Here is a 14185-nt window from a genome sequence, read left to right as displayed (position 1 = left end):
AGTTTATTATCATGAAAAGAATAAAACAAATAGTATTTTTTGTTTTTGTTCTTTGTGCTACAGCTTGCAAAGATGACAGCGATGCAGATGCAGTAGCATCCAAAGGGAATATTAATGAGATATCTATCATTATAAATGATGTGCTATGGAGTGGCGACATAGGCGACAGCCTGCGCAAAAAACTAGCTGCACCAGTTGATGGTCTTACACAAGAAGAACCTCTTTTTACACTAAACCAATATCACGAAAGTACCTTTGATGAAGCCCTTAAAAAAGGCAGAAATATTATTATAATAAACAAAGGAGGCGAAAAGGAATATACTTCAAAAAAAAACAGTTTTTGCACGCCACAAAATGTGTTTACCTTTAGCGGAAAAAGCATCGACGATTTACTAGATCTCATAGAAATGCACTCTGATGAGATTATCATGAAAATAAAAGAAACCGAAATATGCGAAAACCAAAAGCGTAACCGAAAAGCAGGATTACTAGACACAATACCTTTTAAAGAACAGTTTGGCATCTCGATAATGGTTCCTGCTACCTATACCTATGCTATAGAAAATGATAAGTTTGTTTGGCTAAAAAAAGATATACCAAGCGGTAATACCAACATACTACTGTATAGTGTGCCTTATGAAACAATAGAGCAAGAAAAAACGATATTGAGTAACATTATCAGTATGCGCGACTCTATAGGTAGTCTATACATACACGGGCAAGAAGAGAATACTTACATGAAAACAGAAGAGGCTTACTCGCCTTACTTATTCATGACAAGTTTTAAAGATAATCGTGCTTTTGAAACACGTGGTAATTGGGAAATGGAAAATGACTTTATGAATGGACCTTTCCTTAACTACGCCATTCGCGACGATAAGCATCAATGTTATTTGGTAATAGAAGGGTTTATTTACAGCCCTTCGTCGCCCAAGCGCGACCTCATCATAGAGCTGGAGTCGATTATCAAGTCATTACAATTTCAATAAATGATTCAATTCAAAATAAAGTATTTATCTGCTTTACTTTCATATACATTAATCATAGGATTTTTTTTAGTTTCTTGTAGTCCAATAAAAGTAACTCAGCTAAAGGGTAACTATGTCTGCAAAAGAAAAAATAATCCTTATCTATATTCAGAAATAACCCTTAACGATACAGCATTTTCTTATACTTATAGAGCCGGCTTATATTATAAGGAATCTCAAGGAACGTGGCATATAGAGGGCAATAATATAATTTTAAACAGTTATGATTATTGTAAAAACGATTATTTGATAGTAGAAGAAAAACATACTGAAGGAAAGCCTTATATACAGTTAAATCTAAATCAAAATGAAGATAAGTTTCCCTTACCGGGGTGGAGTATTAAGATAAATGATTCGGGAGAGTATTTATTAACTGATTCTGAAGGGAAAATTTATTTTGATAAGACTGCTGAAATAGATACTATAACTGTTTTTTCTATTGGATTATCTGAAAAAAATTCAAAATATACCATAAAGGATAGAACTGCTAATATTTTTGAAATAGAATTGATTATGGAGAATCAATACATATATTTCGAAAATGAAAAGATGAAACGAAACGGCAGATTTCTAAAGTTTACAGATTATGTTAGTCATCTTAAATATTTTAAAGAATAATGTCGGAAATTACAAAACAACCAATATTCAAAATAAAGCAATTTAACGAGTTTTCACTAGATGAACTATACTCAGTGCTACAATTACGCAGTGAGGTGTTTGTAGTAGAGCAAAACTGCGTATATCAGGATATAGATGGTAAAGATGAAAAGGCATTACATCTACTCGGCATTTATGAAGGTAATGTTGTTGCTTATGCACGCCTTTTTGAACCAGGGTATTATTTTGAAGAAGCTGCCATTGGTAGGGTCGTTATTAATGAGAAATATCGTGACCGTAAATGGGGGCACAACCTTATGGAGGCTGCTATAGCAGGTATTTCAAAGCATTATACTACTACAGCCATTACCATATCGGCACAGTTGTACTTAAAAAAGTTTTACGAAAGTCATGGTTTTGTGCAGGTAGGCGAGGGGTATCTTGAAGACGATATTCCGCACATCAGGATGAAACGACAATAAATTAGTTGTACTTAATAACGCACTGCAACTGAAAACTGTGTGCTAAATACTAAATCTTAGTAATCACAAGCTCTACCCTACGGTCATATTCAGAGCCTTTACCTAGCGGTACGGTATTACCATAGCCTTTATAACTCATTCTGCTTTCGGGTATTCTTTTACGTAATAAAAATTTGTACACCGTTCTTGCTCTATTTATAGAGAGTTCGCGTTTACGAGTATCTTTATCTATAGCCTCTTTCTGGAAGGTAGGAGTACAGCATACATGACCTTGTATCTCAAATTGTAGGTTTCTATACTTGTGCAGCAGGCGTGCTATCCTTTCGAGTTCTACTCTCGATTTTCCAGTTAGTTTGCTACTACCACGTTCAAAAAGAATATTTTGAAGGTACACACGGTCGCCCACTATCATGTCTTTTTTAACCGTGTTATATACACCCGGTTCTAGCTTAGGTGGGGGGAGTGGCTCAAAGTTTACTACCACATCTACACGGCGATTTTTAGAGCGCGCTTCTGATACGTTGTCGATATCATCTTGCAACAATATGCGCCCTTTTCCCTCTATGGTTACAATAATTTTGTTTTTAATACCACTACCTATCATTTTTTCTTTAATGGTATTGGCACGATTGTTAGATAGCTTGTAGTTATATTCGTCTTTACCACGGTCATCAGTATAGCCAAATATCTGTATGCTTTCTATTCGGGTAGTATCTATAGCGTTTATAAAAGCTACAACATTATTGCCCTGTTTATCATCTAAATTATATTTATCAAATTCAAAATATATAGAGTAAACGGTTTCTTCTTGGGCAAGTGTAATGTTGGTAACTAGCAGTAAAACTAATATGTTGAAAATTGTTTTCATTGTTCTGCTAATTTAATAATTTTTTTACTCATCTACCCTTGTTAGGGCTACATCTTCGGGCGGATGAATTACTATTGGGAATTTTTCTACTTTAACAGAGCTACTGTCAAGCCCAAAAGCACGCCCTTCAGAAAGGCTTATTTTTTTCAGTACATGGTATATATCTAGCACTATTCTTTCATACCAAGGCAAGTCGTTATCATAAGACATAAACTTCTCTATAATAACAAACTTAAAATCGCCAATAACATTGTTTCGGTTTAAAGATTCATAGCGACTTGTAATATCTACCTCGCCACGCTCTACCATATCTTTTACCACTTCTTTAAACAAAAGGTTGATTCTTGGTGGTACACGGAAGCCCAAATAAAAATCGATACGAATAACATCGCCTTCAATAATTTCGCGTACACGATAATCCATACGATAAGGTTCATCTACCACATTAACATGTAAGAACCAGTATAAGTCGGCGCGTTTAGGTCTTTTTTGCAATATAGAGTATAGTACTTTCGATTCTATTTCGTCGCTAAACTGCGCATTGGTTAAATACACCAAATGCGTTGCATATTTAGGGATAGTAAGGTCGTTACTAAGCTCAGAGAGTACTGTTTTGTAATTCTCTACTTTTGTAAATTCGGTATAACCACTTCGTATTTTCTTGGCGGTGTACCATGTTGTCATAACTACAGAAAGCACGCCAGTAATAATTACCGAAACATAACCACCGTTGTGAAACTTATCTATATTAGCAACAAAAAAAGCACCTTCTATAACCAAGTAAACCGATATAATTGATACAATGATCCAGAGCGGATAGCGCTTTGTAGCCATAAACATACCCAGTAAAGAAGTAGTCATTAGCATACAAATTATTATGGCAAGCCCATAGGCAGCTTCCATCTTACTCGATTCTTCAAAATATAAAACAATAGCACAGCACCCAAAAAACAATAACCAGTTGATAGAAGGGATGTATAATTGTCCTTTCAGCTCTGTAGGGAACTTAACCGATACCTTTGGCCAAAGGTTAAGTCGCATCGCTTCACTTATCATGGTAAACGAGCCACTTATAAGTGCCTGCGAGGCAATAATTGCTGCCGATGTCGCTATAGCAATTCCGATGGGTAAAAACCAGTCGGGCATTAGTAAATAAAAAGGGTTTCCTGGATTTCCAGATGTACCAAGATCTATAAGTGTTTTACCCGAATATTTCATTAAGTACACACCTTGCCCAAAGTAGTTTAGCACCAGCATTGTTTTTACAAAAATCCAACTCATCCTAATGTTGTTCCTACCGCAATGACCCATATCGCTATACAAAGCCTCGGCACCCGTAGTACATAAAAATACAAAACCAAGCACATAAAAGCCTTCGTGGTGTATGCTTAGTAAATGAATAGCATAGTAAGGGTTTAATGCCTTAAAAACAGTTAAATCGCCTACTATTTGAGCCATACCCAGTATACCCAGCATACTAAACCAAATAAGCATCATAGGACCAAAAAACTTACCTAAAAATTTTGTCCCGAAACGCTGTATAAAGAAAAGAGCAAAGAGAATGCCTATTACAATAGCAATGGTATTAATGGTGGGGTTAAAAACTTTTAACCCCTCTACCGCCGAGGAAACCGATATAGGAGGGGTTATAAACCCGTCGGCAAGTAGACAACTACCCCCAATGATGGCGGGAATTATCATCCATTTTTTCTTAAACCTCTTTAAAAGTGTGTAGAGCGAAAAGATACCACCTTCGCCATTATTATCGGCTTGTAGTGTAAGCAGTACATATTTTAGGGTGGTTTGTAAGGTAAGTGTCCAAAAAATACAAGAAAGCGCACCAAGCACAACCTCTTCTTTTATAGGAACTTCGCCCATTATAGCCTTCATAACATATAGGGGTGAAGTTCCTATATCTCCGTAAATTATTCCTAAAGTAACAATGAGTCCTCCTGCTGTTACTTTGTTAAGGTTACTGTGATTACTGCTCACTTTATAATTGGGTTAAAGCTGCAAAGGTATATGTTTTTAACTATTAGGCATTTATTACCTACTGATATTTAATTTTTAAGCATAAAAAATCCCCTAGCTTTTATAGTAAGTAGGGGGTTTTGTGTTTTTCTATTTAAGCAGAATCCTGTTGTATTCGGTAGTATTCTTTAATAACGCTGTGGCTTTTATAATTTCGGAGTTACTGGTAGTGTAGTGTTTATACAGCCCTTCTTTATATTGGTAACGCTTTATAGCTTCGTCCAGCATTAGTTTTTTTATTTCGTCTTTATGTTCGTTTATTTCTTTTTCCTCACTTTTTTCTAACGCCATTACTAGCTGTTTGTATTCTTTGGCAATGTTTTCGTCAATTTTTTCTTTTACCGATGCTTCATACATAACTTTTAGTGCTTTCTCGGTTTCGGTATCAAAATCAAAATCTTCTTTTTTAAGGAATTTTTTAAAATCTTCGAAATCGCTATCGGTTATCTTAGGCAGTGTGTTATCTAAAATTGGGTTCTTGTAGTAGTAAGTAGTAATAAAGTTAAATATAGCATCATTGCGCTGTAGTGCATCGGCTATGGTGCTTTGTTTCGACTCTTCCAAAACTACATCGGGTAGTATACCACCACCATCATATACTGTACGACCTTTACGGGTTTTAAAAGCGTTATAGTCTTTTGAGTCAATACGTATTGCTTTACCATCGGCATCTTTATGCGTATAATCTAATGCTTGTATACCACGCCCAGATGGAGTGTAGTAGCGCGATATGGTTACTTTTACCTGTGTACCATAGGTAAGCTCTAGCGGACGCTGTACTAAACCTTTACCAAAACTACGGCTGCCCACTACTACGGCACGGTCTAAATCTTGTAATGCGCCCGAAACAATCTCTGATGCCGAGGCACTCTTACCATCTACTAAAACAACCAAAGGAATCTCAGTATCTACAGGTGCTTTTTTGGTTTTATAGGTAGTATTATATTTTTCGTTTTTCGATTTTGTAGTCACAATTACCTCGTTTTCTGGCAAGAAAATGTTACATACATTTACCGCCTCATTAAGCAGCCCACCTGGGTTACCTCTAAGGTCGAGTATTATTTTAGTAGCCCCTTGGTTTTTAAGCTCTAATAATGCTGCTTTGGTTTCGCTAGATGCTTTTGCATTAAATTGCGATAGCACTATGTAGCCTGTTTCTTTATCTGCCATAGCAAAATAAGGTACCGCTCTAAGGTCTACCTCATCGAGTATTAATTGTGTACTTAGCATTTTGCCTTGACGCTTGTATTTAATATCGATTTTAGTGTTACGTGTACCTTTTAATAATTCGCCAGCATCTTCTTTAAAATCGGCAAGGTTTACATCGCCTATTTGTATAATCTCGTCGCCTGCTTTAAGTCCTGCTTTATCGGCAGCATAGTCTTTATACGGCTCTTTTATTATTAACCTGCCATCTTTGCGCGTTATTAGCGCACCAATGCCTGTATATTCTCCTGTACTATTTATTTTAAACTTAGCTACATCTGCCTCGTTAAAATAGTTGGTATAAGGGTCTAAGTCGGCAAGCATACTTTTAATTGCAGTATCCATAAGCTCGCCAGGGTTGGTTTCGTCTACATAGTTGGTGTTAACGGTTTTAAACAGTGTAGTGAATATTTCTATTTGCTTTGCGATTTCAAAGAAATCATTTTGAAAGCTGGCACCAACGAACAGAAAAACAGCAGCAAGCGTTGTGACAACATATCTTTTCTTGAATTTGGAGAGCATAATTTTATAATGATTTATGTTTTTTTCGTTTTAATTTTCTGCGGATTACAAATAATGTAACTACGAAAATAAGGATAAAAGGCCAAAGATAGAGCAAACCGATAAAGAAACTTGAAAGCGAGTTAAAGCCCGATTTTATGGCGTTACCCATTTTAGAACCATAGGATACTGTTGCACCCGCCTGTGCTTCGGCTAATTTATAAAATTCAATGTTTACAGTGCTCATTGCTACACGGTTTTTCATGTAGTTGAGCCTGCCTTGCTGAGCCTCTATTTCTTCACGAATTGATGAGAGTTCTTTTTCTATTTCCAGCATTTCGCTCACTTTGTTTGCCTTTTTCAGCAGTTCTAAATAGCGACTTTCCAGTGTTTTCTTTGCTTTTATACGGGCTTCTACATCTATATACTCGGCGGTTACATCCTGTGAACTTATTTCCTTACGGTCAAAGTAAGCAACTCCCGTGCCGATGTCGGCAATAAAATTCTCAAAATGTTTTGATGGGATTCGCACTACAATATTACGGCTCATTTGGTAACTGCTTTTGCTTTCGGAGTCGCTTTTTACCTGTGCTTTATATTTTTTTACAGCCGTTTGTATGGTGTTGGCGGTAGCATCTAAATCATTAGTTTCAAAAGCCAGATTGGCATTTTTAATGATTTTAGGGTCGTAAGCACTTTCTTCGGCATAATCGGCAGAGGACGCTCTATTTGCTTCCAACGATTTGTATTTTACTTCTTCAACTATGCTCATCTCTTCGACGGCTTCAGCGGCATAGTCGTTTTCATCATAATTGTCTTTACATCCGGCAAGAGCCAACAGTATAAATAGGGTATAAATGCATTTTTTCATATTTGGGTGGTTTTACCCAATAAAACGTAAAAAGATACCTACTTAGTACAACAATTTAGAACAGAATTGATTATAACTCTTCCTGTGCTATAAATTTTTCGAATAGCTGTACCGTTTTGGTGTGTATTTCCTCATAGGTAAGCCTGTCTTTAGTTTGGTAAAAAAACATAAAGGCGGTAGGTTTTGATAGCTTATCGGTAAGCAGGTGTTTGTTAAGCCTGTAGGTTTCGCGCAGTATTCGTTTAAAATAATTCCTGTCAACGGCTTTTTTAAAGTGTTTTTTAGAAACCGAAACGCCCATTTTTATCATACCCTCATCGGCATTTTCTAGAGGTACATATACCAATCGCAACGGATACTTGCCCACCGATTTCCCTTCGGTAAACATTCTATCTATTGTGTTTCTGCTTTTCAGCTTTTCTTGTTTTGGGTAGGTATATTGCTTCTTTTCCATAAAGCGCAAAGGTACATTATTTTAAAATCTCAAAACGATATAATGTACGTGTCAGATTATTTTCTTATTATTGTGGTAAAATAGTACAACAATATGGTATCAGCAAGAGTAGGGAAGTATATAGAGGCAAAAGGAATAAGTTTTTATGCTTTCGAAAACAGTTTAGAAGCGAGTAGGGGTAGTATATCTAAGGCGGTAAAAGATGGTAAGAGCATTGGCTCTAATATGCTAGAAAAAATTCTTTTGCTATACAATGACCTCAACCCTACGTGGCTACTTACAGGCGAGGGCGATATGCTGCTAGATAATGGCGCTTGGCAAAATAGTAGTATTAATACTTATAGGCTAAAAACCGATACATCTGTAGAAAGTCAGCAAATACCATTGTATAACCTAGAAGCTGTAGCGGGTTTAGTGCCACTTTTTGGCGATAACAAAGCTTTTCAGCCAGTAGATCATATTATGATACCGCATCTGCCCAAATGTGATGGTGCAGTGTATATAACAGGCGATAGTATGTACCCATTATTAAAGAGCGGCGATATTGTTATGTATAAAGAGATAAACGATATTGCTAATAGTATTTTTTGGGGCGAAATGTACTTGCTAAGCGTTGATATGGGTGGCGAAGAGTACATAACAGTAAAGTATGTACAAAAAGCAGAAGACAACCATTATATAAAACTGGTAAGCGAAAACAAGCACCATCAGGATAAAGAAGTGCCGTTAGCTCAGGTAAAAGCACTTGCACTAGTAAAGGCTAGTATTCGTATAAATGCTATGACATAAAAAAAACCGCCAGGCACTACCACCGGCGGTTTTTTGCCGTTTCCGGCACATCCAACTAATTATCCTTTATTACATTACAAATGTAGCGTCCATATTCAAAAAGATATGGTAAAGGTTTCCTAAACTTCTGTTAAACCAACTTTGGCTTATCTCTGTTAAGGAGTAAACAAGTTATTTTCTTTATTTACATCTGCCATAAGCTCTGTAGGGTCTATTGCCATTACTTTTATAGCGCTCTTAGGCTTGTTTATAGTAAATGTATAGGTTGGGTGTGCCCAGTTCCATTCCTTTTCTATAGTACGTTTTAAGTTAGGGTATGGGTTATCTTTTTGGTAATGCATCATTTGCAACGGTATATAAAAACTCTCTTGTGTACCATCGGCATAGGCTACAATAATATCTATAGGCATTGGCATACGCCCTATACGCTCTAAGGTTATTGTAGTAGTTTCGCCATTTTCTTTAACCTCTTTAATACCATAATCTATAGTACTGGTTGTTTGTGTCCATTCGTTTAAATACCAGTCTAAATGTGCACCTGTTATACGCTCGGCAGTTCTTTTAATATCATTAGGCGTTGGGTGGCTAAATTTATAATCAGCATAGAATTTTTTAAGCGTTTTATTTAAATTATCCTGCCCGATGAGGTAGCCTAATTGTGTTAAAAATATTTCTCCTTTACTGTATGCCGAAATACCGTACAATACATTTTGGTCATACCTGTCAGCATGGGTGCTTAGTGGTTGCTCTTTACCCGATGATGCCATATAAAAGTAGTTAGAATATGCTCCTGCAAAAGGGTTGTTGTTTTCTTCTTTAGATGGCATTACCGCCTCCATAGCCAAATCAGATATGTAAGAGGTAAAGCCCTCATCCATCCATTCGTGTTTTGCTTCATTCGATGCTAAAATATGCTGAAACCAAGAGTGTGCAAACTCATGAGCTGTAACCCCCACAAGGCTACCATAGCTACGCTTGCCTGTAATAAGGGTACACATAGCATACTCCATACCACCATCGCCACCTTGTACAATAGAGTATTGCTTATAAGGGTAGACCCCCACATGGGTGTTGTAATACTCCAGAAGTTCTACAACTTTAGGTTGCATTTTTTTCCAACTGTCGTTATATTCTTTATTATCCTTATAAAAGAAATGCAGTTCAGTATCATTAGGACCCATTACTTTGTCGTGAATGTAATCTTTATCTGCTCCCCAAGCAAAATCGTGTACCATAGGGGCAACAAAGTGCCAAGTAAGGGTTTTAGTTTTTCGAGGGTGTTTTACCTCAACGCCTTCGTCTTGGTAGCCTTTACCTATTTCGTTTTTGTTTTGAAGGTAACCAGACCCACCAATAGTATATTTTTTATCAATAGTAATTTTTACATCAAAATCACCCCATACACCGTGAAACTCACGCCCTATGTAAGGGTCAGCATGCCAACCTTCAAAGTCATATTCGGCAATTTTTGGGTACCATTGCGTCATAGATAGGGCTACACCCTCTTCGCTTTCTCTACCCGAACGGCGCACCTGTAATGGTACTTGCCCTTCAAAATCGAGTGTAAAAGTTGTCGATGCTCCTGGAGCAATAGGTTTAGCAAGATTTACTTCTAGTACTGTACCGCCTACGGTGTTTGCGGCATTAATGCCATCTTGTTTTAGGTTCTTTATTTTTAAATACCCTATTTCGTCAGGCTTTAAAGTACTTATACGGCTTTCGTTTATGGTTTCTGTACCTCGCTTAAAGCTTTTTACCATACGCTTGTCTGGGTCAGCAATACTAGTAAGACGAGCATCCATTTCGCTACCCGGCTGAAAGGCGTTAGGATATAAGTGATAAAACACGCGGTACAATGTATCTGGTGAGTTATTGGTGTACACCAATTCCTGATTTCCCGTGTATGTGTAAGACTTCACGTCCATATTCACATCCATTTTATAATCTACATGTTGTTGCCAGTACCCGGGGTTAGGGTTGTTTTCTTGTGCCCATAGGTTGCCGATAGCCAGCAGGGCGAGTAGTGCTAATTTCTTCATGGGTTAAAAATAAACAAAGTTTTTAAAGTTATAAAGTTGATAGTGATACTAATTTTTTTTTTCGTCATGCTGGGGTACGAAACATCTATTTTTTTTAGATGCTGTATTCTGCTTTGCTACATTCAGAATTACAGTGTTAGCCATTGCGAGCATAATAATTTTTTAGCACAATGACTATGAGTCGAAAACAAATAAAAACCCCACAAACTACAGTAGTAATTTGCGGGGTTTTTAAAAATCATATAATAGTTACTAATTACATTCTTGACATTTTATCGGCAAGAATAATAGCGTTATAAGCATTAACAATTCGTCCTGTCATAGACACATCGCTAAAAGCTCTCATATCGTTAGTGTCGCCACCTGCAGCTACCTCTATGTTAATAGGAAGTCCTGACTGCATTATGATTTGTTTTACTTGCGCTGCTTTTAGTTTAGGGTAGTAAGCACGGATAAGTGCTGCTACACCTGCCGCATTTGGCGATGCCATAGATGTTCCTTGCAAGAACTCATAGTTGTTATCTGGTGTTGTAGCATATATCTCTACACCTGGGCTAAATACATCTACATCTGTTTTACCGTAGTTAGAAAAATCAGCAATAAGATTAACATCTAGGGGGTGGTTTAATGCACCTACGGATAGGAAGTTATCTGAAATCTCAGCACCACCATTTCTGTTATCGTTAGGGTAACGCTCTACACCACCTTCTTTGTTAAGGTCTGTACCTTCGTTACCTGATGCACAAACAATAAGTACATCTTTTTCTGCTGCATATTTAATAGCATCATATACCCATTCGCTGTGTGTAGCGTAGTATTTACCAAAACTTCCGTTAATTACTTTTGCTCCGTTATCTACTGCATAACGAATAGCCAAAGCTACATCTTTGTCATACTCATCACCATCTGGCACGGCACGTACAGGCATAATCTCTACTACGTTGCTGGCAACACCATCGCCACCTATACCGTTACCTCTTGCTTGTGCAATAATACCGGAAACGTGAGTACCATGTTTTGCTTCTTCTTTATCTGGACCTATAACATTGTTATTACCATAACCACGAACGTCGAAGTTATCAGCGTCATCTTTTAATATCTCTTGACGAGGGTTATAGTCAAGGTTTAGGTTATACTCTAACTGACCACCGTAGTAATCCATACCTCTTTGTATCTGACTAATAAGTTCTTCTCTAGAAACGTTACTTAAAATCATAACAAAACGAGGCTTAATGCTATTTATCATTGCATCGTCAGTTTCTAAACCTTTTAGGTCTTCGGCAGTATAATCATCTTTACCTAGTGCTTCTCTAATAGCTTTATCAGCACCCATTATTGCCTCCATTTGCTGTTTTCCAGCCATAGCAGCGCCATACTTTTGGTCGTATTCAGCTTTCGCTTTTTTATACGTTTCAGAGCCATCGTCCCCTTTTTTAACGATACGTACAAACTCTAAGTTTTCGTGTGCTATGTCACCAAGAAAGTTCCATCCGTGTACGTCGTCTATATATCCGTTTTTGTCATCATCCTTACCGTTACCAGCAATCTCTTTATCGTTTGTCCAGATAACATCTTTTAAGTCAGGGTGCTCAATATCTACCCCAGAGTCAATAACACCTACAATTACTTTTTTGGCTTTTCTGCCTTCAAGTAGTTTATACGCTTTATCTACACTCATTCCAGGTATAGTATCGGTTACTATATCTAAATGACTCCAGCGTTCTAGTTCGTTTTCAGTCAAGTCTGCCTTTTTAGGTGTTATTGACGAGATAGTAATAGGTTCTGCCGTTATTTTTTTAGTTGCGCTACATCCTACAAGAAATAGGGCGAGGGCAGCCGACAGGTAAATTGATTTAAATTTCATATCTTGATTTAGTTTACTTTTATAGAAAATGAGTCTAATTTATTAATCATTTGTTACAAGTATGGCGATAATTAACATTACATTAATATATCGTCCCATTTTAAAACCTCTTTAAGACGAACGCCTTTTTCGGTATGCTGTACTGTAATTATTTCATTATGTGCGTCATGCTCTAGTACCAAATAATATTCTTTATCAGCAGCCGTATTTAAAAATTTAGCTTTTTCGTCAAGCGTAAGCAACGGTCGTGTATCATAGCCCATTACATAAGGTAGCGGTATATGCCCTGCTGTTGGCAAAAGGTCAGCCATAAACACAAAAGTTTTGTCCATATAATTTATATGAGGTAACATTTGCTTCTCGGTATGCCCGTCGGCAAAAAATATCCCAAAGCCCATTTCGCTACTTTCTTTAAAATCGCCTTTGGGGCGTTCTATAAATTTAAGTTGTCCGCTTTCCTGCATTGGCATAATATTCTCTGTAAGGAAAGATGCTTTTTCGCGCGCATTAGGTTTAGTTGCCCATTCCCAGTGGTTATCATTTGTCCAGAAATGTGCATTTTTAAAAGCAGTTTCATAACCCGTTCGGTCTTTATTCCATTGTATAGCACCGCCCACGTGGTCAAAATGCAGGTGTGTTAAAAACACATCAGTAATATCATCACGGCTAAAACCATATTTTGCCAGTGACTTATCTATAGAATGGTCGCCCCACATGGAGTAATAACCAAAAAATTTTTCGCTTTGTTTGTTCCCCATTCCCGTATCGATAAGGGTTAGCCTGTTGCCATCTTCTATTAGTAAGCAACGCGCTGCCATATCTATAAGGTTCTTATCATCGGCAGGGTTGGTACGGCTCCAAAGGGTTTTTGGGACTACGCCAAACATAGCACCGCCATCGAGCTTAAAGTTACCGCTCTCTATTGGGTATAATTTCATGTTGTTTGTTTGAGTTTTAAAGCCAGCAAGTTACAAATTTTGATAAGAATAATTATAATTTAAAACATGGTATAAACATTGCCTATATACTTATAAGCATAAAACAGACACCTTTTATTGCAATCTGTAAAATTGTGGGTATCTTTGCACTAAATTAGATTAATTATATATAATACGAACATGATAAAAGTTTCTGAAACAGCAAGAAAAAGAATCGTGAACCTTATGGAGGACGACGGTTTTGATGCTACTATCGACTATGTGAGAGTAGGCGTAAAGAGTGGCGGATGTTCAGGCTTGTCGTATGACCTGAAGTTTGACAAAGCCATGGGCGAGAATGATAAATTATTTGAAGACAACAACATAAAGATAGCCGTAGACAAAAAAAGCTTCTTGTACCTTGCAGGAACAATACTAGAATATTCTGGTGGTCTTAACGGAAAAGGCTTTGTGTTTAACAACCCAAATGCACAAAGAACCTGCGGTTGTGGGGAGAGTTTTTCATTATAATTAATGA

The 14185-nt window shown here is 37.1% G+C and carries 13 protein-coding genes; 5 read left to right on the top strand and 8 right to left on the bottom strand.

Translation table 11 applies throughout. From position 1 onward, the window contains the following. Positions 1–11 precede the first annotated feature (11 nt). From DVK85_RS05130 to DVK85_RS05120, 3 genes are read left to right on the top strand one after another with little or no spacing between them, the layout of a single operon-like run. Positions 12–989 carry a DUF4837 family protein gene (locus tag DVK85_RS05130; RefSeq protein ID WP_114677407.1) on the top strand — a complete coding sequence of 326 codons (978 nt, stop codon included), beginning with the start codon at positions 12–14 and terminating at the stop codon, positions 987–989. Beyond that, entirely contained in the window at positions 990–1646 is a 657-nt protein-coding gene (locus DVK85_RS05125; protein ID WP_114677406.1) for a hypothetical protein, read from the top strand. After that, the gene (locus tag DVK85_RS05120) at positions 1646–2107 is read left to right on the top strand and encodes a GNAT family N-acetyltransferase (RefSeq protein WP_114677405.1); all 462 of its coding nucleotides are present in this window, start codon (positions 1646–1648) and stop codon (positions 2105–2107) included. The genes DVK85_RS05125 and DVK85_RS05120 overlap by 1 nt, the downstream gene beginning before the upstream one ends. 49 nt (positions 2108–2156) lie before the next feature. Here DVK85_RS05120 and DVK85_RS05115 read toward each other — a convergent pair whose 3' ends face one another. From DVK85_RS05115 to rnpA, 5 genes are all read right to left on the bottom strand, one after another. Beyond that, positions 2157–2975, bottom strand: coding sequence for an OmpA family protein (locus DVK85_RS05115; RefSeq protein ID WP_114677404.1), 819 nt, complete (start codon positions 2973–2975; stop codon positions 2157–2159). A 24-nt stretch (positions 2976–2999) separates the two neighbouring features. Continuing rightward, positions 3000–4967 carry a KUP/HAK/KT family potassium transporter gene (locus DVK85_RS05110; RefSeq protein WP_114677403.1) on the bottom strand — a complete coding sequence of 656 codons (1968 nt, stop codon included), beginning with the start codon at positions 4965–4967 and terminating at the stop codon, positions 3000–3002. A gap of 129 nt (positions 4968–5096) precedes the next feature. Then, complete coding sequence (locus tag DVK85_RS05105; protein WP_114677402.1) at positions 5097–6734, bottom strand: S41 family peptidase; 1638 nt, start codon at positions 6732–6734, stop codon at positions 5097–5099. A 4-nt stretch (positions 6735–6738) separates the two neighbouring features. Further along, the gene (locus DVK85_RS05100) at positions 6739–7584 is read right to left on the bottom strand and encodes a DUF4349 domain-containing protein (RefSeq protein WP_114677401.1); all 846 of its coding nucleotides are present in this window, start codon (positions 7582–7584) and stop codon (positions 6739–6741) included. A 70-nt stretch (positions 7585–7654) separates the two neighbouring features. Further along, positions 7655–8038: a ribonuclease P protein component gene (rnpA, locus tag DVK85_RS05095; protein ID WP_114677400.1), complete on the bottom strand. Its 384-nt coding sequence runs from the start codon at positions 8036–8038 to the stop codon at positions 7655–7657. A gap of 93 nt (positions 8039–8131) precedes the next feature. Here rnpA and DVK85_RS05090 point away from each other — a divergent pair, with 93 nt between their 5' ends. Then, a complete protein-coding gene (locus DVK85_RS05090; protein ID WP_114677399.1) occupies positions 8132–8827 on the top strand; it encodes a S24 family peptidase in 696 nt (231 codons plus the stop codon). A 155-nt stretch (positions 8828–8982) separates the two neighbouring features. Here DVK85_RS05090 and DVK85_RS05085 read toward each other — a convergent pair whose 3' ends face one another. From DVK85_RS05085 to DVK85_RS05075, 3 genes are all read right to left on the bottom strand, one after another. After that, complete coding sequence (locus DVK85_RS05085) at positions 8983–10866, bottom strand: M1 family metallopeptidase (protein WP_114677398.1); 1884 nt, start codon at positions 10864–10866, stop codon at positions 8983–8985. Positions 10867–11122: 256 nt separating this feature from the next. Continuing rightward, on the bottom strand, positions 11123–12730 hold the full coding sequence (locus tag DVK85_RS05080; RefSeq protein WP_114677397.1) for a S8 family peptidase: 1608 nt from the start codon (positions 12728–12730) through the stop codon (positions 11123–11125). Positions 12731–12807: 77 nt separating this feature from the next. Then, positions 12808–13668 (bottom strand): MBL fold metallo-hydrolase, encoded by an 861-nt coding sequence (locus DVK85_RS05075; RefSeq protein ID WP_114677396.1) that lies wholly within the window; start codon positions 13666–13668, stop codon positions 12808–12810. A 180-nt stretch (positions 13669–13848) separates the two neighbouring features. Here DVK85_RS05075 and DVK85_RS05070 point away from each other — a divergent pair, with 180 nt between their 5' ends. Then, positions 13849–14178, top strand: a complete 330-nt coding sequence (locus DVK85_RS05070; protein ID WP_114677395.1) for a HesB/IscA family protein — start codon at positions 13849–13851, stop codon at positions 14176–14178. The last annotated feature ends 7 nt before the right edge of the window (positions 14179–14185 follow it).

It is taken from the genome of Flavobacterium arcticum, from assembly GCF_003344925.1.
In the GTDB taxonomy this organism is placed as follows: domain Bacteria; phylum Bacteroidota; class Bacteroidia; order Flavobacteriales; family Flavobacteriaceae; genus Flavobacterium; species Flavobacterium arcticum.
This window is presented reverse-complemented; position numbering and strand designations above follow the sequence as displayed.